Origin of the sequence: Klebsiella sp. PCX (assembly GCF_021869705.1) — a bacterium.
Classification (GTDB): domain Bacteria; phylum Pseudomonadota; class Gammaproteobacteria; order Enterobacterales; family Enterobacteriaceae; genus Klebsiella; species Klebsiella quasipneumoniae.
In genome coordinates this window covers 2,093,812-2,114,514 of record NZ_CP091527.1, presented here as the reverse complement: position 1 = coordinate 2,114,514, position 20,703 = coordinate 2,093,812, and the positions used below count along the sequence as shown (strand labels likewise).

General features: G+C 62.9%; 21 protein-coding genes. 12 read left to right on the top strand and 9 right to left on the bottom strand.

The window, feature by feature from the left end; genetic code table 11:
• The first annotated feature begins 162 nt into the window (after positions 1-162).
• Positions 163-990 carry an ammonia-dependent NAD(+) synthetase gene (gene nadE / locus GQR96_RS09935; protein ID WP_004203821.1) on the top strand — a complete coding sequence of 276 codons (828 nt, stop codon included), beginning with the start codon at positions 163-165 and terminating at the stop codon, positions 988-990.
• 99 nt (positions 991-1,089) lie between these two features.
• Positions 1,090-1,953, top strand: coding sequence for an excinuclease Cho (gene cho, locus GQR96_RS09930; RefSeq protein WP_017898663.1), 864 nt, complete (start codon positions 1,090-1,092; stop codon positions 1,951-1,953).
• A gap of 87 nt (positions 1,954-2,040) precedes the next feature.
• Here the strand turns inward: cho and spy are convergent, their stop codons facing one another.
• The 6 genes from spy to GQR96_RS09900 all read right to left on the bottom strand — a co-directional run bounded on the left by spy (position 2,041) and on the right by GQR96_RS09900 (position 8,893).
• The gene (gene spy, locus GQR96_RS09925; protein WP_074186524.1) at positions 2,041-2,526 is read right to left on the bottom strand and encodes an ATP-independent periplasmic protein-refolding chaperone Spy; all 486 of its coding nucleotides are present in this window, start codon (positions 2,524-2,526) and stop codon (positions 2,041-2,043) included.
• 343 nt (positions 2,527-2,869) lie between these two features.
• Complete coding sequence (gene astE, locus GQR96_RS09920; protein WP_069134916.1) at positions 2,870-3,835, bottom strand: succinylglutamate desuccinylase; 966 nt, start codon at positions 3,833-3,835, stop codon at positions 2,870-2,872.
• A gap of 9 nt (positions 3,836-3,844) precedes the next feature.
• Complete coding sequence (gene astB, locus GQR96_RS09915) at positions 3,845-5,170, bottom strand: N-succinylarginine dihydrolase (RefSeq protein WP_069134918.1); 1,326 nt, start codon at positions 5,168-5,170, stop codon at positions 3,845-3,847.
• The gene (astD, locus tag GQR96_RS09910) at positions 5,167-6,645 is read right to left on the bottom strand and encodes a succinylglutamate-semialdehyde dehydrogenase (protein ID WP_060657053.1); all 1,479 of its coding nucleotides are present in this window, start codon (positions 6,643-6,645) and stop codon (positions 5,167-5,169) included. Before astD ends, astB begins: the two co-directional genes overlap by 4 nt.
• Entirely contained in the window at positions 6,642-7,676 is a 1,035-nt protein-coding gene (astA, locus tag GQR96_RS09905; RefSeq protein WP_032437637.1) for an arginine N-succinyltransferase, read from the bottom strand. The genes astD and astA overlap by 4 nt, the downstream gene beginning before the upstream one ends.
• A complete protein-coding gene (locus GQR96_RS09900) occupies positions 7,673-8,893 on the bottom strand; it encodes a succinylornithine/acetylornithine transaminase (protein WP_004203812.1) in 1,221 nt (406 codons plus the stop codon). Before GQR96_RS09900 ends, astA begins: the two co-directional genes overlap by 4 nt.
• 438 nt (positions 8,894-9,331) lie before the next feature.
• Here GQR96_RS09900 and xthA point away from each other — a divergent pair, with 438 nt between their 5' ends.
• Positions 9,332-10,138: an exodeoxyribonuclease III gene (xthA, locus tag GQR96_RS09895; protein ID WP_004203811.1), complete on the top strand. Its 807-nt coding sequence runs from the start codon at positions 9,332-9,334 to the stop codon at positions 10,136-10,138.
• Between the two features lie 156 nt (positions 10,139-10,294).
• On the opposite strand, the gene GQR96_RS09890 is transcribed toward xthA, so the two are convergent.
• Positions 10,295-10,441: a hypothetical protein gene (locus GQR96_RS09890; RefSeq protein WP_227665813.1), complete on the bottom strand. Its 147-nt coding sequence runs from the start codon at positions 10,439-10,441 to the stop codon at positions 10,295-10,297.
• Between GQR96_RS09890 and GQR96_RS09885 the strand changes: the two genes are divergently transcribed.
• From GQR96_RS09885 to GQR96_RS09855, 7 genes are all read left to right on the top strand, one after another.
• On the top strand, positions 10,370-11,008 hold the full coding sequence (locus tag GQR96_RS09885; protein ID WP_224052166.1) for a TVP38/TMEM64 family protein: 639 nt from the start codon (positions 10,370-10,372) through the stop codon (positions 11,006-11,008). The genes GQR96_RS09890 and GQR96_RS09885 overlap by 72 nt on opposite strands.
• Positions 10,995-11,705, top strand: a complete 711-nt coding sequence (locus GQR96_RS09880; protein ID WP_064150260.1) for a TVP38/TMEM64 family protein — start codon at positions 10,995-10,997, stop codon at positions 11,703-11,705. The genes GQR96_RS09885 and GQR96_RS09880 overlap by 14 nt, the downstream gene beginning before the upstream one ends.
• Entirely contained in the window at positions 11,702-12,262 is a 561-nt protein-coding gene (locus GQR96_RS09875; RefSeq protein WP_043521274.1) for a carboxymuconolactone decarboxylase family protein, read from the top strand. The genes GQR96_RS09880 and GQR96_RS09875 overlap by 4 nt, the downstream gene beginning before the upstream one ends.
• A 2-nt stretch (positions 12,263-12,264) precedes the next feature.
• Positions 12,265-13,443 carry an ABC transporter substrate-binding protein gene (locus GQR96_RS09870; RefSeq protein WP_065904697.1) on the top strand — a complete coding sequence of 393 codons (1,179 nt, stop codon included), beginning with the start codon at positions 12,265-12,267 and terminating at the stop codon, positions 13,441-13,443.
• Positions 13,416-14,951: an ABC transporter permease subunit gene (locus tag GQR96_RS09865; protein WP_065904699.1), complete on the top strand. Its 1,536-nt coding sequence runs from the start codon at positions 13,416-13,418 to the stop codon at positions 14,949-14,951. The genes GQR96_RS09870 and GQR96_RS09865 overlap by 28 nt, the downstream gene beginning before the upstream one ends.
• Positions 14,951-15,583, top strand: a complete 633-nt coding sequence (locus GQR96_RS09860; RefSeq protein ID WP_004203804.1) for an ATP-binding cassette domain-containing protein — start codon at positions 14,951-14,953, stop codon at positions 15,581-15,583. Before GQR96_RS09865 ends, GQR96_RS09860 begins: the two co-directional genes overlap by 1 nt.
• A 93-nt stretch (positions 15,584-15,676) precedes the next feature.
• Positions 15,677-16,984, top strand: coding sequence for a sulfurtransferase (locus GQR96_RS09855; protein WP_065904700.1), 1,308 nt, complete (start codon positions 15,677-15,679; stop codon positions 16,982-16,984).
• A 48-nt stretch (positions 16,985-17,032) separates the two neighbouring features.
• On the opposite strand, the gene GQR96_RS09850 is transcribed toward GQR96_RS09855, so the two are convergent.
• A complete protein-coding gene (locus GQR96_RS09850; RefSeq protein ID WP_032455852.1) occupies positions 17,033-17,647 on the bottom strand; it encodes a CDP-alcohol phosphatidyltransferase family protein in 615 nt (204 codons plus the stop codon).
• A gap of 86 nt (positions 17,648-17,733) precedes the next feature.
• On the opposite strand from GQR96_RS09850, the gene GQR96_RS09845 reads away from it, so the two are divergent.
• Both GQR96_RS09845 and gdhA read left to right on the top strand, forming a co-directional pair.
• The gene (locus GQR96_RS09845; protein ID WP_057216769.1) at positions 17,734-18,144 is read left to right on the top strand and encodes a pyrimidine (deoxy)nucleoside triphosphate diphosphatase; all 411 of its coding nucleotides are present in this window, start codon (positions 17,734-17,736) and stop codon (positions 18,142-18,144) included.
• Between the two features lie 182 nt (positions 18,145-18,326).
• Positions 18,327-19,670 carry an NADP-specific glutamate dehydrogenase gene (gene gdhA, locus GQR96_RS09840; RefSeq protein WP_004203797.1) on the top strand — a complete coding sequence of 448 codons (1,344 nt, stop codon included), beginning with the start codon at positions 18,327-18,329 and terminating at the stop codon, positions 19,668-19,670.
• A 43-nt stretch (positions 19,671-19,713) separates the two neighbouring features.
• Here the strand turns inward: gdhA and GQR96_RS09835 are convergent, their stop codons facing one another.
• Positions 19,714-20,694, bottom strand: a complete 981-nt coding sequence (locus tag GQR96_RS09835) for an NAD(P)H-quinone oxidoreductase (protein ID WP_065904702.1) — start codon at positions 20,692-20,694, stop codon at positions 19,714-19,716.
• Positions 20,695-20,703: the final 9 nt, after the last annotated feature.

Genomic DNA, 20,703 nt, shown 5'->3' with positions numbered 1-20,703 from the left:
CCGACCGGCGCTTTCTCTTGCGCGGTGGCATCTATAATGAAATCCTATGTCATTGATTGCCTTCTTTTCCGGCAGTCAAAACCCCGGTCCTTGTCGTTTCAGCGGCAAAGAGGTAGCTTTAAGCCAACAGGTTGCCAAACAGATTCACTTTCGGAGGGCGCGATGACGCTACAACAAGAGATTATTCAGGCGCTGGGCGCGAAGCCGCAGATTGATGCCGCAGACGAGATCCGTCGCAGCGTCGATTTCCTGAAATCCTATCTGCAGACTTACCCTTTTATTAAATCGCTGGTGCTGGGTATCAGCGGCGGCCAGGACTCGACCCTGACGGGGAAACTGTGCCAGATGGCGATCAATGAACTGCGCGCCGAAACGGGCGACAGCAGCCTGCAGTTTATCGCCGTCCGTTTACCCTACGGCGTGCAGGCGGATGAGCAGGACTGCCAGGATGCCATCGCCTTTATTCAGCCTGACCGGGTGTTGACGGTGAATATCAAAGCCTCGGTACTGGCAAGCGAACAGGCGCTGCGCGAAGCGGGGATCGAACTGAGCGACTTCGTTCGCGGCAACGAAAAAGCCCGTGAGCGCATGAAAGCCCAGTACAGCATCGCCGGGATGACCCAAGGGGTGGTAGTCGGCACCGACCATGCAGCGGAGGCGATTACCGGCTTCTTCACCAAATATGGCGACGGCGGCACCGACATCAACCCGATCTTCCGCCTGAACAAACGTCAGGGCAAACAGCTGCTGGCCCATCTCGGCTGCCCGGAACATCTGTATAAGAAGTTACCGACCGCCGATCTGGAAGACGATCGCCCCTCCCTGCCGGATGAAGTGGCGCTGGGGGTGACCTATGAGAATATCGACGACTATCTGGAAGGCAAAACGCTGGACCCCAGCATCGCCAAAACGATCGAAGGCTGGTATCTGAAAACCGAACACAAGCGTCGGCCACCGATCACTGTCTTTGACGATTTCTGGAAAAAATAGTCCCTCCCCCGCCCCGGCCCGCGCCGGGGTTGTTTTTTGCGCTTTTCGCCGCAAAAACCGCCTGCTATACTGGATAGATAGACAGTATCAGGAGTTATTGTGGCCAGAAAGCAATCTGCCCCGCGTCTGGAGTTTGAGGCGGCGGCGATCTATGAATATCCCGAACACCTTCGCCCGTGGCTGGAGACACTGCCGAAGCTGCCGGGCGTCTATCAGTTTCACGGCGATAGCGACACGATGCCGCTCTATATCGGCAAGAGCGTCAACCTCCGCAGCCGGGTGCTCTCCCACCTGCGCACCCCTGAAGAGGCGGCGATGCTGCGTCAGTCCCGGCGTATCACCTGGCAGCGCACCGCTGGCGAGCTGGGAGCGCTGCTGCTGGAGGCGCGGTTGATTAAAGAGCAGCAGCCGCTGTTTAACAAGCGGCTACGGCGTAACAAGCAACTCTGCGCCTGGCTGCTTGCGGACGACCGGCCGCAGATTGTCTATGCCCGCGAGGTTGATTTCTCGCACCAGCAGCATCTCTATGGTCTGTTCGCCAACCGGCGGGCGGCGCTGCAGATGCTGCAGAGCCTTGCTGACGAACAGCGCCTCTGTTACGGCCTGCTCGGTCTGGAGCCGCTCAGCCGCGGCCGCGCCTGCTTTCGATCCGCACTGGGCCGCTGCGCCGGCGCCTGCTGTGGAAAGGAGAGCGTGGAGGCGCACCGTCAGCGTCTGCTGGCGCAGATGAGCAAGCTGCAGCTGGTGTGCTGGCCGTGGGCAGGACCGGTGGCGCTGGAGGAGCGCGGCCCGGATATGACGCAGTATCATGTCATTCATAACTGGCTGTGGCTGGGAGCCGTCGACTCGCTCAATGAGGCCGCTGCGCTGACCCGCCTGCCCGCCGGATTCGACCAGGATGGTTACAAAATCCTCTGTAAGCCTCTGCTCAGCGGCAACTACCCGTTGCATCCGCTTGGCTGAAAGACCAGAAAGAAAAAACCGCCGGCCCTGCCCAACGCCTGATGGCATTATTGGGCAAGACCGGCGGTCTTGATTCAGTGCGCTACATTATTCAGCGGGTGCAGGCATTTTACCTGCCGGCGCGTTGCGTTCTGTCAGATGCTTCTCAAAATTGGCATTGAACTGTTTTTTCTGGTCTGGGGTCAGAATGTTGTAGATCTTGTTCTGCGTTTCCAGGCGGGACAGCGCCATCGCTTTATGCTGCGCTTCCATCTTATCGATCTGCGCTTCCGCTTTCGCCTTGTCGAAGGTATCGCTGGCGATCAGCTCGTGCATCGCGCGGCGTTCGTCAAGGGACGGACGCTTCATGTTTTCGCGCTGGCTCTTCATGATCTCGCGGATCTGCTGCTTCTGCGCATCGGTCAGGTTCAGCCCTTTAAACATCATGTCATGCTGACCCGGGCCGCCTTTATGATGCATCATCATCGGCTTGCTGTCGCTCGGCGCGGTGGTGGTATCGGCGGCGTGTGCCAGGTTAGCCGCGCCCAGAGCCAGAGTAGAGGCAACAAACAGTGCAGTGAGTTTCTTCATCATTCAATCCTTACTTTACGTTATTCTTACGGCGCGTTGCCGTGTTGACGAGATTAACTTTACGACGTTTATCGTCAATTAGTCAGAGCAAGAGTAAAACAATGAAAGTGTAAAAAACAGTTTCTCACCAATTATGGAGGAAATAAGGAATTTGAACGAAGAATTGCAATAAAAAATAAATAACTTGCTGTTTTGCACAGGAATTATGGAGAGTATAAAGGAGCGACGATTAAAAACAAAGCATTTTACCAGGAATAATCTGCAAATTTACACTGGCGCACGAAAAAATAAGAAGATGAATAACCACGCGCGAAATAAAGCAGGCCGCCCGGCGGACGGCTTGCCCTCAGGATAATTTTTCCAGCATCAGGCCAGCGCGCAGCCCCCTGGCCACCGCCGGATTGGGAAACAGAACATACTCCGGCTCTGCCCCCACCACATACCGCGTCTCCCCCTCCTCCGCCAGCAGCGTGCCTGGGGCGAAGGGGGTGAAGTTCAGCGTCTGTTCCGCCATATGCAAGCGGAAATCATCGCTATGGCGGGTGATCTGCTGCACCACCCGGTAGCGCAGCGGCGCCGGGGTGTCGGCAATGGCCAGATCCCCCACCAGCAACCGGGAGATCGCCCCCTCGGCGGCGGCAAACTGCGTTAGATCGTTTTCCCCCAACGGCAGCGCTTTACCCAGTTCAAGAGTGCAGGCCAGCGCCGCGAACCGTTCGCAGCTGAAATGGGTGAAGGTCCCGCCCGGCTGGCGATGAAATACCAGCGCCTCCAGCCCGGCGCCGCCCAACCAGTGAAGAAAATCCTCCTCCCAGGGCGTATCGCGGGCCGGGAGCACGCCGAAGCGCGGATGCAGCGACCCGCGGATCGCGGTATGCAGATCGAGGTGCCAGCGCGGACCATCATGGTCGCGATAGAAACGGGCCACCGCCTGCTCCAGCCGCTGCGCCCGCTGCGTCTCCTCGCTGGCCGGGAACTGCCGCCAGCGCTCGCCAAACATCCGGTTCATATCGCTGTGCAGATAGCGTTTATTCGCCCGCAGCGCCGGCGGGTTACCGACGATCACCAGCAGCCGCCAGCGCAGGGGGAGAGCCTCCCGGACCAGCCGCTGCACCAGCCGGTCGACAATCTCCACCGGCGCCGTTTCGTTGCCATGGATGGCGCAGGAAAGCACCAGCCCGCGCTCGCAGCGCGCATGCGGCGTCAGCTCGAGGATCCCCTCGCCGAGCCAGTGCCAGCGGAAATGGGCCGTCTCGCCGTGAAAGTGATGGGGCAATCGCCCCGCCAGGGTTAATGCCAGAAAGTGTTCCACCGCGCCCCCTTATTGCTGAAATGGATAAACCGAACCGAGCTGCAGGATCTGGGTCAACCGATCCAGCGCATCGCGCCCTTCCCGCAGCAGCTGTGGGTCGGCGAGGTCGGCCTGGGTGAGGCGGTCGCGATAGTAGCGATCCACCCAGTCATTGAGGGTGGCAAACAGCGTATCGTTCATCAGGACGTGCGGATTGACCGCCTGATACTCCTCGGCCGTCAACACCACCCGCAGGCGCAGGCACGCCGGACCGCCGCCGTTGGCCATACTCTCGCGCAGATCAAACACCTGCAGCGCGGCGATGGGGTTATCTGCGGCCAGCAGCTCATTAAGATAGTTCCACACGCCCGGATGCGCCTGGGCTTCCTGGGGCAGGATCAGCGCCATGCTGCCGTCCGCCCGGCTCAACAGCTGACTGTTGAACAGATAGGTAGCAACCGCCTCTTCCACCGTGACCCGGCTGGCGGGAACCACCAACGGGGTAAAGCCCGGCACCTGCTGCGCAAGCTGCTGCAAAACCGCGTCCTGGTCGGCAAAGGCCTGCTCATGGCAGAACAGGACCTGACGGTTGCTCACCGCGATGACGTCGTTATGAAAAACCCCCTTGTCGATCGCCTCCGGATGCTGGCGGGCGAAGATGAGCTGGCGGGGATTGACCTGATTGAGGCGCGCCACCGCCTGGCTTGCCTCAAGGGTTTGCCGCGCCGGATAGCGACGTGGCGCCTCCTCGCTTCCCCGACGGCGGCCATAGACAAATAGCTGGACGCCGGGGGCGCCATATTCGCCGCCGAGACGGTTATGGTTCGCCCCCCCTTCGTCGCCAAACCAGGCAGAGGCAGGCAGCGCCGGGTGGATGGCAAATCGCGTGCGGTCCGGGAATATCGCCTGCAGCAGCGCCCCGGTGGTGGGGGCTTCACTGGCGCGGTGGAATTTATCCTGCAGATTCGCCACCGTCAGGTGCACCAGGCCATCCAGCGAATCGGCGGAGGGACAGACGGTCGCGGCGTTCGCCACCCACATCGCCGAGGCCGAACTCACCGCCGACAACAGATCCGGATCCTGCTGGGCCGCACGGGCCACCACCTGCTCATCGCTGCCGCTAAAGCCCAGCTGACGCAGGAGCGGCACGTTGGGTCGTTCCTGAGGGGGGATCACCGCCTGCGGATAGCCGGCGTCGGCAAGGGCTTTCATTTTTTTCAGCCCCTGTTTCGCCGCCAGCTGCGGGTTCGACACCCGATAGCGGTGCCGGGTGGAGGCCTCATTGCCAAAGGAGAGCCCTGCGTAGTGATGGGTCAGTCCGGGCAGACCATCAAAGTTGACTTCGCGGGCGGTCATAACGCCTCCCCGGCCCGGAAGTCGAGCCCCGGATTGAGACTGGCGGGCAGCGTCAGGGTCGGCGATTCGAGACTGGCCATCGGCCAGGCGCAATAATCTGCGGCATACCAGGCCCCGGGGCGATGATTGCCTGAGGCTCCGGTGCCGCCGAACGGCGCGGTACTCGCCGCCCCGGTCAGGGGTTTGTTCCAGTTGACTATCCCGGCCCGTGCCTCAAGCAGCAGCCGATCGAACTTCTCTCGTTCCGGGGAGATTAACCCGCAGGAGAGGCCGAAGCGGGTGGCGTTGGCCAGGGCAATCGCCTCTTCGAAAGTATCGTAGCGCCAGACGCCAAGCAGCGGGCCGAACACCTCTTCATCCTCGACCTGGGTCATGTCGCTCATGTTGACAATCCCCGGCGTCAGCAGCGACGTCCCGGCCTGCAATAACCGCGGCTCCAGCAGGGTGACCGCGCCAGCAGCGACCCGCTGCAGCCAGGCCTGATGCACTTTCTGCGCGGCCTGTTCAGAGATAAGCCCGCCGAGAAACGGCTGCGGCTCGGCGTCCCACGCCGCGGGGATCAGCCGTTGGCTGACCGTCACCAGCCTGGAGAGGAAGGCATCCCCCGCCTCTCCGCGCCGGACCAGCAGACGTCGGGCGCAGGTGCAGCGCTGGCCGGCGGTAATAAAGGCGGACTGGATGGTCAGATGCACCGCGGCATCGACGTCCCGTGGGTCGTCAACGATCAGCGGATTATTGCCGCCCATCTCCAGCGCGAGGATCTTTTGCGGCTGCCCGGCCAGCTGGCGATGCAGATGAAAACCGGTGGTCGAGCTGCCGGTAAACAGCAGCCCATCGATGTCCGCCTGGCCGCTGAGCGCCTCGCCGGTTTCCCGACCGCCCTGCAGCAGGTTGAGCACGCCGGCGGGCAGGCCAGCTTGCTCCCACAGCTTCACCACCGCTTCGCCGCTGTGCGGGGTTAATTCGCTGGGTTTAAATACCACAGTATTGCCCGCCAGCAACGCCGGCACGATATGCCCGTTCGGCAGATGGCCGGGAAAGTTATAGGGACCAAAGACCGCCAGCACGCCATGCGGCCGGTGACGCAGCGTCGCGGCGCCATCGGGCAGATCGCTGTGCTGTTCACCAGTGCGGGTGTGATACGCCTTCACCGAGATCGCCACCTTGTTGATCATCGCCGTCACTTCCCCGGCCGCCTCCCAGCGCGGCTTTCCGGTCTCGGCGCCGATAATCGCCGTCAGCTCCGCCTTGCTGGCCTCCAGCAGACTGGCAAACTTTTCGACGATGGCCTGGCGGTCGGCAAACGGCAGCCGCGCCCAGGCCGGGAACGCCTGGCGGGCAGCCGCGACCGCCTCGGCAACCTGCCCGGCATCCGCCGCCTCGCCCTGCCAGACAATCTTCAGGTTGACCGGATCCTGTTTGCTGAAGCGCGGCCCATCGCCGGGCCGCCATTCGCCGTTAATCCACAGACTCATGCGGTTTTCTCCTCAGGGATCAAGCGCACCATGCGCACCTGGTCGCCAGCATGACACTTCAGCATATCCAGCTCGCGGGCGCTGAGGGTCAGGGTGTCGCCATCCGGGTCGGCACGCACCAGCAGGGCGCGGAACTGGTGATACTGTTCGTTCGCCACGAGGCACAACGGCCAGTCGCCGGGTGGCGTTTCGCCGGCCTCGGTGGTCACCAGACGGCTTTTGCGGATCGCCCGCACCCGGTCGATGTCGCACTCCAGGGTCGGGCCTCCGTCGAAAATATCGATGTAGTTCAGGTAGCGGAATCCCTCTTTCTCCAGCACCGTCCGGGCCGGGGCGGTCTGCGGATGGACCTTGCCGATCACCGCCTGCGCCTCGGGGGTGAGGAAATCGATATACAGCGGATGCTTGGGCATCAGGGCGGCAATGAAAGCCTTTTGTCCGGTGCCGCACAGGTAGTCGGCGCGGGAAAACTCCATGGCGAAAAAGCGTTTGCCCAGGCTCTCCCAGAACGGGGAATAGCCGTGCTCGTCAATCACCCCGCGCATCTCGGCGACCACCTTCTCATTGAAGCGCTCGCGAAAAGCGGCCATAAATAAGAAGCGCGATTTCGACAGCAGATAGCCATTGCCCTCTTTGCGCCACTGCGGGTCGAGGAACAGGGTGCACAGCTCACTGCTGCCGGTGTGGTCGTTGCTGAGAAACAGCGTCGGCAGCGCCTGGTAGACGTTAAGCTCCTTCGAGGCATGGACCTGAGTGCCGACCCGGTAGTTGTACCAGGGATCGTTCAGGCCCACCGCCACCTCTATCGCGCAGATGCCCACCACCGTGCCGCTCTCGCTCTCCTCCAGCACAAAGACATAGCCCTGCTCGCTTTTCGGCAGCTCGCCGCGCCAGGTTTGCTGCGAGCGGGCGATCCGCGCCGCCAGGGTCGCTTCATCCACCGGCAGCGAGGTCAGCCCGCCGCCGGTCTCCGCTGCCAGCTTCAGCAGCCCGGGCAGATCGCCCGGCTCCACCGGTCGAATAACCATCATGATGAGACTCCCGCCAGGAAACGCGCGCAGGCCCGCTCGACGCGATCCAGACCGCTGTTCACCTCTTCTTCACTGACGTTCAGCGCCGGAGCGAAACGCACCACGTTGGCGCCGGCGATCAAGATCATCACCCCCTCTTCCGCCGCCAGGTTGCTGAGGGCTTTCGCCTTCCCGGCCCAGGCGTCGTTCAGCACGCAACCGAGCAACAGCCCCAGGCCGCGGATCTCCTTGAACAGGCCATAGCGGGCGTTGATCGCCTGCAGACGTTCGCAAAACCACTGATGGCGCTGTCTGACGCCGGAGAGCACTTCCGGAGTGTTGACGATCGACAGCAGCTCGCCGGCCACCGCCCCCGCCAGCGGGTTGCCGCCGTAGGTGGTGCCGTGGGTGCCGACGGTCATCACGCTGGCGCAGGCCTCGGTGGCCAGCAGCGCGCCGATGGGGAAGCCGCCGCCCAGCGCTTTGGCGGTAGTCAGCACATCGGGCGTCACGCCGTAATGCATATAGGCGTACAGCTCGCCGGTGCGCCCGACCCCAGTCTGCACTTCATCGAAAATCAGGAGGGCGTTGTGCTGGTCGCAAAGCTGACGCAGGCCGCGTAAAAACTCGACGCTGGCCGGCACCACGCCCCCTTCACCCTGCACCGGCTCGACGATCACCGCGCAGGTTTGGTCATTGATTAAGGCCTTTGCCGACTCGAGATCGTTAAACACCGCATGCTGGATCTGCGGCGGCAGCGGAGCAAAATCCCGGGAGTAGGCCGGCTGACCGCCCGCCGAAACGGTGAACAGCGTCCGCCCGTGGAAAGCGTTCTGGAAGGCGACGATGCCGCTTTTCTCGCTGCCAAAGCGATCGTGGGCATATTTACGCGCCAGCTTGAGCGCCGCCTCATTAGCCTCGGCCCCGGAGTTACAGAAGAAGACCCGATCGGCGAAAGTGGCATCAATAAGCATTTTGGCCAGCCGCAGGATCGGCTCATTCGTATAGCCGTTGCCGGTATGCCAGAACTTGCCCGCCTGCTCGGTGAGGGCCTGCACCAGACGCGGATGCGCATGCCCCAGCGCGTTCACGGCGATGCCGCCGGCAAAATCGATATACTCTTTGCCCTGCTGATCCCACAGCCGCGACCCGGCGCCCCGCACCGGAATAAACGCCGCTGGCGCGTAGACCGGCATCATCCATTCATCAAAGTGGTTACGCGTAATTGACTGAGACATATCGACCTCTTCCGGTAAATTAAAAGTAGCAATAATGTTAATAAATATGAGTTATTACGCTGTAAATGTAGATTGCACGGTTCGTGCCAGCCAGCGATAAAAATGCATAAACCGGATGAGATAACGCAATATCAACGAGTTACAACCTAACGCTATTCATATAAAATGCATATTTAGTGAATAACTATCCGATAAAGGGGGATGAACAGTGATTAAAGAAGATAAGTTATGCAACGGTAAGATATAATTCTGTAATTGTGATCTTATGCGAAATTTATCGTAGATATTTGCCCTTTTTTGGCGCGGCGTGCCCGCAAAAGGGGCACCCACGGCACGATCATGCGCAGCGATTGGCAGAATGACGCATCGGATGGCAGCCAGCCTGGCGAATTTCTGCTACCATCCCTGCACTATTCACCTTGCACAGTGGCAGCGACTATGAAATTCGTCTCTTTTAATATCAACGGCCTGCGCGCCCGCCCACACCAACTGGCCGCCATCGTCGAAAAACACCAGCCGGACGTGATTGGCCTGCAGGAAACCAAAGTTCACGACGACATGTTCCCTCTCGAAGAGGTCGCCAGACTCGGCTATAACGTCTTTTATCACGGCCAGAAAGGCCATTATGGCGTCGCGCTGCTGACCAAAGAGACGCCGATTGCCGTCCGCCGCGGTTTCCCTAACGATGGCGAAGAGGCTCAGCGCCGCATCATCATGGCGGAGATCCCGTCGCCCTTCGGTAACGTCACGGTGATTAACGGTTATTTCCCGCAGGGTGAAAGCCGCGATCATGAGACCAAATTCCCGGCCAAAGCGGCGTTCTATCAGAATCTGCAGAACTACCTGGAGAGCGAGCTCAACAAAGAGAATCCGGTACTGATCATGGGCGATATGAACATCAGCCCTACCGATCTCGACATCGGTATCGGTGAAGAGAACCGCAAACGCTGGCTGCGCACCGGCAAATGTTCCTTCCTGCCGGAAGAACGGGAATGGATGGATCGCCTGCTGGGCTGGGGCCTGGTAGATACCTGGCGTCAGGCTAACCCTGACAATCATGAGCACTTCTCGTGGTTTGATTACCGCTCCAAAGGCTTTGACGATAACCGTGGGCTGCGCATCGACCTGCTGCTGGCCAGTCAGCCTCTGGCCCAGCGCTGCGTGGAGACCGGGATCGATTATGAGATCCGCGGGATGGAAAAACCATCCGACCACGCGCCGGTGTGGGCCACCTTCCGGCCGTAAGTCACGTCCTTCTCTCGCCTCCCGCCGCGCGGGGGGCAGAATTTCCTGAGCAAAATCAACAAAGCGACGGTAAACCATTGTGACCGTCGTCGGAACAGGATACTGTCGCGCGCACTTTTTGACGTCCACCGCGTCCAGGCTGTACAGGAGACCCCTTCATGAAAAAGAAGCCATCATCCGGCCATTGGTAAAGGGCTGGTACTTCTCGCGCTGGCGGCCACGCTGGCCGTTATCAGCCACCGCGTTGGTCTTCACGATCTGCTGACTCACCTGCATCTGCTGCAGGAGACCCTCCGCCATCATGGCGCCTGGGGCTATCTGGTCTATGTTGCGCTATTTATCATTGCCACCCTGTGCCTGATCCCCGGCAGCCTGCTGGTGATCGCCGGCGGGGTGCTTTTCGGCCCGCTGACCGGCTCTCTGCTCTCGTTTGCCGCCGCCACCGTCGCCTCTTCGTTGTCGTTTTTGATCGCCCGCTGGCTGGGGCGCGATCTGCTGCAGCGCTATGTGGGCCATACCGCCGTCTTCCAGGCCATTGAGCGCGGTATCGCCCGCAGCGGCAGCGATTTCCTGATCCTCACCCGCCTGGTGCCACTCTTCCCCTACAACATTCAGAATTACGCCTACGGCCTGACGGCGATCCCCTTCTGGCCTTTTACTCTGATCTCCGCCGTGACCACCCTGCCGGGCCTGGTCATCTATTCGGTGATGGCCAGCGAACTGGCCCGCGAAGGAGCGACCCTCGCTTTCGCGCTCAAGTTGAGCCTCGCCGGCGGGCTGCTGTTTGCCCTGGTGCAGATGGGCAAACGGTTTGCCCGCGCCCGCCGTGTGGCAACGCCCGGCGAGGAGGTGCGCCATGACCCGACCTGATCGCCGTCACCTGCGCCGCGCCAGGCTGGCCCTTGCCGTGGTGGCTGTCGCCGGGCTGACCTCCTGGCTGTGGTTCCCAGACGGGCGAGCCTTTCTGCAACACAGCCTGACGGCGTTAGCGTCGCTGGATCCCCAGTATGTCAAAGACTTTATCGCCGCCTGGGGGACGCAGGCGGCGCTGGTCTCTTTTGCGCTAATGATCCTCCAGGCGATCGTCGCCCCGCTGCCGGCCTTCCTGATCACCCTGGCGAACGCCGCGCTGTTCGGCGCCTTCTGGGGAGGCACGCTGTCGTGGTTCAGCGCCATGGTCGGGGCCGGGCTCTGCTTTTGCATCGCCAGAGCGCTGGGGCGCGAGATGGTGGAGAAGCTCACCGGCCGCACGGTGCTGCGCAGCGTCGACGGCTATTTCGCCCGCTATGGCGCGCAGACGATCCTGGTCTGCCGCCTGCTGCCGTTTGTCCCTTTTGATCCGGTCAGCTATGCCGCCGGACTGACCTCGCTGCGCTTCTGGCCCTTTATGCTGGCCACCGGCGTGGGCCAGCTGCCGGCGACCATCGTCTATTCCTGGGCCGGGAGCCTGCTGACCGGAGGCGCCTTCTGGCTGGCCACCGGCCTTTCGCTGCTTTTGGCCCTGGCGGTGGTCATCTCCATCGCCAAAAATATTTACCGTGAACGTCATAAGAGATCGTCGCCATGAGCTTACCCCCGCTGGATACTGTCCCCCTGATCCTTCGTCCGCAGGCCTGGCTGCACCGCCGGCATTACGGCCAGGTGCTGAGCCCCATTCGCTGGTGGGGACGTATCCCGTGGCTGTTTTACCTGGTTTCGCTGTTCGTGGGCTATATTGAACGCCGCCGCTCGCCGTTGGATCCGGTGCTGCGCTCGCTGGTCAGCGCCCGCATCGCCCAGCTGTGCCACTGCGAATTCTGCATCGATATCACCAGCATGACCCTCGCGGCGCGGAGCGGGAGCCAGGACAAGCTGCTGGCGGTCGCCGACTGGCGCAGCAGTAAGCTGTTCAGCGAAAAAGAGCGTCTGGCGCTGGCCTATGCCGAAGCCGCCACCCAGACGCCGCCGGAGGTGGATGATGCCCTGCGTAGCGCGATGGCCGCGCATTTTGACGCCCGGGCGCTCACCGAGCTGACCGCCCTGATTGGCCTGCAAAATTTATCGGCGCGGTTCAATGCCGCGATGGCGATCCCGGCCCAGGGGCTGTGCAAGATACCTGGTTCTTCCCCGCACCATAAGGAGTAACGATGCGCCGTTTGCGTGATTTCAGCCTCTGTCTGTGCCTGCTGCTTCTCTGGCCGCTGGTGGTTCAAGCCGACGACAGCTGGCGGCAGACCCAGACGGAAGCCCGCGGCCAGACCGTCTGGTTTAACGCCTGGGGTGGAGACCCGGCCGTCAACCGCTATCTGGCGTGGGTCAGCGAGGAGGTCAAACGCCACTACGCGATCGACCTGCGTATTGTCCCTATCGCCGATGCCGCCGACGCGGTGAAACGCATCCAGACTGAGGCGCAGGCCGGCCGTCGCCGCGGCGGGTCGGTGGATCTCCTGTGGATCAACGGCGAGAACTTTCACACCCTAAAACAGGCCAACCTGCTGCTCACCGGCTGGGCCGAATCGCTGCCCAACTGGCGCTATGTCGATCTGCAAAAGCCGGTTCAGGAAGATTTTTCTGTCGCCACCGAGGGCGCCGAGTCGCCGTGGGGCAGCGCCCAGCTGACGTTTATCGCCCGCCGCGAACAAACCCCGCAGCCCCCCGTCAGCCCGCAGGCGCTGCTGGCCTTCGCCAGAGCCCATCCCGGCAGCGTGACCTACCCGCGGCCGCCGGACTTTACGGGTACCGCCCTGCTGGAGCAGCTGCTGATCGCCCTCACCGACCAGCCTGCCGCCCTGCGCCAGCCGCCGGAGACGGCGACCTTCTCGGCGGTCACCGCCCCGCTGTGGCGCTATCTCGATGCGCTGCACCCGACGCTGTGGCGGGCGGGTAAGGATTTCCCGGCGTCGCCGGCGCGGATGGACGCCATGTTCAACCAGGGCACCCTCCGCCTGTCGCTGACGTTTAACCCGCTCCATGCCCGCCAGAAGGCCGTCAGCGGGGAGTTACCGGCGGACAGCTACAGCTTCGGCTTTACCGGAGGGACCCTCGGCAACGTCCATTTCGTTACCATCCCGGCCAACGCACGCGCCGTCGCCGCGGCCAAAGTGGTCGCCAATTTCCTGCTTTCCCCTGAGGCGCAATTGCGCAAGGCGGATGCCGCCGTCTGGGGCGATCCAAGCGTACTGGACCCGCAGCGTCTGCCTGACAAACAGCGTCAGGCGCTGGCGGCCACCCTGCCGCAGGATCTGCCGCCGGTGCTTGCCGAGCCACATGCGGCGTGGGTTGACGCGCTGGAGCAGGAATGGCTGCGCCGCTACGGTACCCACTGATCCTGCTGGCCTGGGGGACGATGGCGGCCATCTATCTGCCCTTATTCCCCGCCGCTGCAGGGCTGATGTGGCCGGCGCTCTCCCCGGTCCACTGGCGGGCGCTGTTCGCCGACCCGCAGCTGGGCCAGGCGCTGGCCGCCACCCTTGTTTCCACGCTGCTGTCCGTCGGCGGTGCGCTACTGATCGCCCTGACCATCGTCGCCGCTTTCTGGCCTTCGGCCCGCTGGCGGCGGCTGGCTTCCCGCCTGCCTTTGCTGCTGGCGGTGCCCCATCTTGCCCTGGCGACGGCGGCGCTGCTGCTGTTCGCCGAAGGCGGCTGGATCTGGCAGCGACTGCCGTTTTTGACGCCGCCGGTCGACCGGTACGGCATCGGGCTTGGCCTGACGATGGCCCTTAAAGAGAGCGCCTTTGTGCTATGGGTGATCTACGGCCTGCTGGGCGAGGCGCGCCTCGCCGACCAGGCGACAGCGCTAAAGAGCCTCGGTTACGGCCGCTGGCAGTGCCTGCGCTGGCTGGTGCTGCCTGCGCTGCTGCCTGCCCTCGGCATGGTGCTGCTGGCCGCCGCGGCCTGGAGCCTGTCGACGGTAGACGTCGCCCTGGTGCTGGGGCCCGGCAATCCACCCACCCTCGCCGTTCTGGCGTGGCAGTGGTTAAGCCAGGGCGATGACATGCAGCAGGCGAAAGGGGCGCTGGCCAGCCTGCTGCTGCTGGCGATCCTCGGCGGGCTGGCGCTGGTCGCCTGGGGCGGATGGCGGCTACAGCGTCGGCGTCTGCCCGATCTGCGCGGCATTCGGCATCCCCATCCCCACGCCCTGCCCGGCCGCCTGCTGGCGAGTGCCCTGCCGCTGAGCGGCCTGCTGTGCGCGCTATTGCTGGCGGGGCTGGCGCGCTCGGCGCCGCCGCAGATGGATGCCCTGGGCAACAGCCTTGGCCTCGCGCTGATGGCTTGCGCCCTCGGCGCGGCCGTCTGCCTGCTGTGGCTGGCCTGCGGCCCGAAGCGGGGAGATGGCTGGGTCTGGCTGCCGCTGGTGCTGCCGGCCCTGCCGCTGGCCGATGGCCAGTACCGGCTGGCGCTGTACGCCTGGCTAGACGGCGAATGGTGGACCGTCCTGTGGGGCCATCTGCTGTGGGTGGTGCCGTGGATGCTATTTATTTTGCGCCCGGCCTGGCGCCAGCACGATCCGCGGATGACGGTGATCGCCCGCACGCTCGGCTGGGGACCCACGCGTATTTTCTGGCTGTTGACTCTGCCCTCGCTGACCCGCCCACTGCTGACCGCCCTGGCGGTGGGCTTCTCGGTGAGCATCGCGCAGTATCTGCCAACGCTATGGCTGGGGGCAGGCCGTATCCCGACGCTCACCAGCCAGGCGGTGGCGCTCAGCAGCGGCGGCGAGGCGCAGACGCTTGCCGCCCAGGCGCTGTGGCAATTACTGCTGCCGGCGGTATGCTTTATCCTGACGGCCCTGCTGGCCTGGCTGGCAGGCCGCTATCGACGAGGACTTCGCTAGTGCTAACCGTAAACCATCTGACCCTGAGCGTGAACCGTCAGCCGCTGCTGCGGGAGGTCGACTTTTCGGTGGCCCCGGGTGAAGTGCTGACGCTGATGGGCCCTTCCGGCAGCGGAAAATCGACGCTGTTTGCGTGGATGATTGGCGCCCTGGCCGGCGACTTCCGCGCCGAGGGCGAGCTGTGGCTCAACGGGCGGCGGTGCGATACGCTGCCCACGGAGCGCCGGCGCATCGGCATCCTGTTTCAGGACCCGTTGCTGTTCGACCATTTCAGCGTCGGGCAAAATTTACAGCTGGCGCTACCGGAAAGCGTGCGCGGCGAGGCGCGAAAAGCCGCGGTGGAGCAGGCGCTCAGTCGCGCCGGGCTGCATGGCTTCGCCGCGCGCGACCCGGCCACGCTCTCCGGCGGACAGCGGGCGCGGGTGAGTCTGCTGCGCGCCCTGCTGGCGCGCCCCGAGGCGCTGCTGCTGGATGAACCCTTCAGCCGCCTGGATGCCGCCCTGCGCGCCGCGTTCCGCCGCTGGGTATTTGAGGAACTGGCCCGCCAGGCCATTCCGGCGATCCTGGTGACCCACGATCGCGAGGACTGTCCGCCGACGGGGCGCTGCCTGACGATGGAGCGCTGGCAATGAAGAGCAATAGCGTGCAAACCTGCGTTACCGCAAAGAAATCAACGCCTGGCAAGCGGAGAATACGCCCTCCACTTTTTACCGTCGGGCATTTCGATGAAACGTGTTTCTCAATTGACCGCACTCGCCCTGTTCATGGGGCTTGCTGCTTCCACCACCTTCGCCGCTGAAACCATGCCAGCGCTCACTCTTTCCCACCTGCAACAGCAGCACGGCGTGGCCATCGACACCCGCCTGAGCGCTTATTACAACGGCTGGCCGCAGCGCGCCAACGGCCCGGAAGGGCATGAGCCGCAGGCGCTGAATCTTTCCGCCCGCTGGCTCGGCGCCATGAGCGACGAGCAGCTCCGCGGCTGGGCTAAGCAGCACCAGCTCCAGGCCGATACCCCCCTTGCGCTGTACGGCAGTCCTGAGGATAACGCCAGCGTCGCGGCGCGACTGAAACAAGCGGGCTTCACCCGGCTCAACACCCTGAGCGACGCCCTGAGCCAGGGAGACCGTCTGCAAAAGCTGCCGCACTTTGAACAGCTGGTTTATCCGCAATGGCTGCACGACCTGCAGCAAGGGAAAAGCGTGGCCGCCGCCCCGGCCGGCGACTGGAAAGTATTTGAGGCCGCCTGGGGGGCGCCGAAGCTCTATCTGCTGAGCCATATCCCGGGCGCGGGCTATATCGATACCAATGAGGTGGAGAGCGAACCGCTGTGGAATAAAGTGTCCGATGCGCAGCTGAAGGCGATGCTGGCGAAGCACGGCATCCGCCATGACACCACGGTGATCCTCTACGGTCGCGACGTTTACGCCGCGGCGCGTGTGGCGCAGATCATGCTGTACGCCGGCGTCAAAGACGTGCGCCTGCTGGACGGCGGCTGGCAGACCTGGTCCGACGCCGGTCTGCCGGTGGAGCGCGGCATGCCGCCGACGCCGCAGCCGGCGCCAGATTTTGGCGCGCCGATCCCCGGCCAGCCGCAGCTGATGCTGGATACCGAGCAGGCCCGCGGCCTGCTCCACCGTCAGGACGCCTCGCTGGTCAGTGTCCGCTCGTGGCCGGAGTTTATCGGCACAACCAGCGGCTACAGCTATATCAAACCGAAGGGCGACATCGCCGGCGCCCGCTGGGGCCATGCCGGAAGCGACTCCACGCACATGGAAGACTTCCATAACCCGGACGGCACCATGCGCAGCGCCGACGATATCGCTGCCCTGTGGCGCCAGTGGAACATCCTGCCGAACCAGCAGGTGGCGTTCTATTGCGGGACCGGCTGGCGGGCCTCGGAAACCTTCATGTATGCCCGGGCCATGGGCTGGCCGCACGTCGCTGTCTATGACGGCGGCTGGTACGAATGGAGCAGCAACCCGCACAATCCGGTCGCCCGCGGCGAGCGCGGCCCGGAAAGCAGTCAGTAACACACCCCACCAGCGCGCGTCCCCAGCCGGCGACGCGCGCTTTCCCGCTCACGCCACCCGCTTTAAGGTCTCGTAGCCGCTGGCGATACGCGTCGCCGTCGTCAGCCAGCATAGCGCGCCAAACAGCCACGCCAGCCAGGCAAAATGTGCCGGAAACAGGCAGCTGAGGACAAACAGCAGGATGGTTTCCGTCCCCTCCGTCAGCCCCCCGAGGTAGTGCAGCGATTTATGGGCATAGCCGGGATTGGCGATCTGGTGCTTTGCCGCCAGCGCGGCAAAGGCGAGAAAGCTGCTGCCGGTGCCGATAAAGGCAAACAGCAGCCAGCCGCCCGCCAGGGCGTTATTCTGCGGATCCGCCAGGATAAAACCGAACGGCACCAGGGCATAGAAGAGAAAATCCAGTGAGATATCGAGAAAACCGCCGGCGTCGCTCAGCCCGCGCCGCCGCGCCAGGGCGCCGTCCAGGCCGTCCAGCAGGCGGTTGAGAAGAATGGCCGCCAGCGCCGCGCCATACCACCCTAATGCCAGAAATGGCAGAGCCAGCACGCCGATGGCAAAACCGAGCAGCGTCAGCCTGTCTGGTGAAATACCCGGGCGGTCAAGCGCGCCGGCGACAGCGTTAAGGAGGGGTTTGAGGCGAGGATGCAGGTGGCTATCAAGCACGAGGATCTCCAGCAGAGTTGGCGGTTGTCAGTGAAGGTCTATGGCGGTGATAATAGGCCAGTTTGGCCTTATTAACGTTGATGCTTATGCTAAAAATGATTGAAGTTGTCGCCGCCATTATTGAACAGGATGGCAAAATTCTGCTGGCGCAGCGCCCGCCCCACGCCGACCAGCCGGGAATGTGGGAGTTCGCCGGCGGCAAAGTGGAGCCAGGTGAAAGCCAACCGCAGGCGCTGACCCGGGAACTGCAGGAGGAAATGGGCATCATCGCCCACCCGGCATGCTATATCGCCAGCCATCAGCGGGAAGTCTCCGGTCGTCAGATCCATCTGCACGCCTGGTGGGTGCCGGATTTTCAGGGCGTGCCGCTGGCCCACTATCACAGCCAGCTGCGCTGGTGCCTTCCTGCCGACGCCTTAACCCTCGATCTCGCCCCGGCCGATATCCCCCTCCTGCACGCCTTTATCGCCCAGCGCCCGTCCCTTTCCCTCCGCTGATCCGCTCGCCGCCTCGTCATCGTTTTTAGTTATGACGGGCGGGCAATTATAAATTTTGCTGACGGCTTAATTTTTCCTTGCTTGCCTAAGGATTAGCGGTGTTATAGTCGGAAAATCGGTTTTTTCAAGGACCGAATCATAATAAATACATGCAACCACAACCATAAGGGGAACTTATATCTATGGATCAGACGTGCACTCTGGAAGGCTTTCTCACCCGCGTTCAACAGCGCGATCCTCATCAAACCGAATTTGCTCAAGCCGTCCGGGAGGTCATGACCACCCTGTGGCCTTTCCTTGAGGAAAATCCGCGCTATCGTCAGCTTGCTTTGCTGGAACGTCTGGTGGAACCGGAGCGCGTGATCCAGTTCCGCGTGGTGTGGGTGGACGACCGCAATCAGGTCCAGGTCAACCGCGCGTGGCGCGTGCAGTTCAACTCGGCCATCGGCCCGTATAAGGGCGGAATGCGCTTCCACCCGTCGGTAAACCTGTCGATTCTCAAATTCCTTGGCTTCGAGCAGACCTTCAAAAACGCCCTGACCACGCTGCCGATGGGCGGCGGGAAAGGCGGCAGCGATTTCGATCCTAAAGGCAAGAGCGATGGCGAAGTGATGCGCTTCTGCCAGGCGCTGATGACCGAGCTTTATCGCCATCTGGGCCCGGATACCGACGTACCGGCGGGCGATATCGGCGTCGGCGGCCGCGAGGTCGGCTTTATGGCCGGAATGATGCGTAAGCTCTCCAACAACAGCGCCTGCGTCTTCACCGGTAAAGGCCTCTCATTCGGCGGCAGCCTGATCCGTCCGGAAGCCACCGGTTACGGCCTGATCTACTTCACCGAAGCGATGCTCAAACGTCACGGCCTCGGCTTCGAAGGCGCTCGCGTGGCGGTTTCCGGCTCCGGCAACGTCGCGCAATACGCCATTGAGAAAGCGATGGAGCTTGGCGCGCGGGTGGTCACCGCCTCCGACTCCAACGGCACCGTCGTTGACGAAGCGGGCTTCACCAAAGAAAAACTGGCCCGCCTGATCGACATCAAAGAGCGTGCCCACGGCCGGGTGGCCGACTACGCCCGCGAATTTGGCCTCACCTATCTCGAAGGCCAGCAGCCGTGGTCAGTGCCGGTGGATATCGCTCTGCCTTGCGCCACCCAGAACGAACTGGATGCCGACGCCGCTCGCCAGCTGATTGCCAACGGCGTGAAGGCCGTGGCGGAAGGCGCCAACATGCCAACCACCATCGCCGCGACCGATCTGTTCCTTGAAGCTGGCGTGCTGTTTGCCCCGGGCAAAGCGGCCAACGCCGGCGGCGTGGCGACGTCCGGTCTGGAGATGGCGCAGAACGCCGCGCGCATGGGCTGGAAAGCGGAAAAAGTGGATGCCCGTCTGCATCACATCATGCTGGATATCCACCACGCCTGCGTGCAGTACGGCGGTGAAGCGAAGCAGACCAACTACGTGCGCGGCGCCAATATCGCTGGTTTCGTCAAGGTGGCGGACGCCATGCTGGCCCAGGGCGTGATTTAACCTCCCCTCACGCCATCCCGGCGGCTGCCCGCCGGGATGTCTCTCACGATGTCATCGTGATCACCACTTTCCCCAGATGCTGACCACTGTCCAGACAGGCATGCGCCTCGGCAATTTCCGCCATCGGGTAGCTGGCGTAGATCATCGGCTTGCATTTCCCAGCCTCAAGCAGCGGCCAGACGTGGCGCCGCAGCGCCTCGGCAATCTCCTGTTTCTCCGCCGCCGTCCGGCCGCGCATGGTGGAGCCGGTGACGGTGGCCCGCTTGAGCATCAGGGTCTGAATGTCGACCTCATGGGCCATTCGCCCGCCCATAAAGCCGATGATGACCAGCCGCCCGTCCTTTTTCAGCAGCCCCAGGTTGCGGTTAAAGTAAGGGCCGCCCACGATATCCAGAATGACATCCACCCCTTCATCGTTGGTCAGCTGATGAATTTTCTCAGCGAAATCTTCGGTTTTGTAGTTGATCGCCGTGGCGTAGGGCCGCAGCGCGGCAATTTTTTCGTCCTGGCCGACGGTGGCATAGACGGTCATCCCCAGCGCGTGACACAACAGGATCGCGGTGGTGCCAATCCCGCTGGCGCCGCCGTGGATCAGAATGCTCTCGCCGGGCTGCAGCTTACCGAGCTGGAAAACGTTCGCCCACACCGTGAAGAAGGTTTCCGGAATGGCGGCCGCTTCGCTAAAGCTGAGGCCAGCCGGGATCGGCAGCGTCTGGCCTGCCGGGACGGCGCAGTATTCGGCATACCCGCCGCCGTTGGTCAGCGCGCAGACGCGATCCCCGGTGGCAAAGGCCGCGACCTGCGCACCAACCTTCACGACCACGCCCGCCACCTCGAGGCCGGGCACGGGGGTAACCCCCTCAGGCATGGGATACAGACCCTGGCGCTGCAGAATATCCGGCCGGTTGACGCCCGCCGCTTTCACCTCGATGAGCACCTCATGCTCCCCGATAGTGGGGATCTCACCTTCGCGGATCTGTAAAACCTCAGGGCCACCCGGTTGGCTGATAGCGATATATTTCACGGGTCCTCC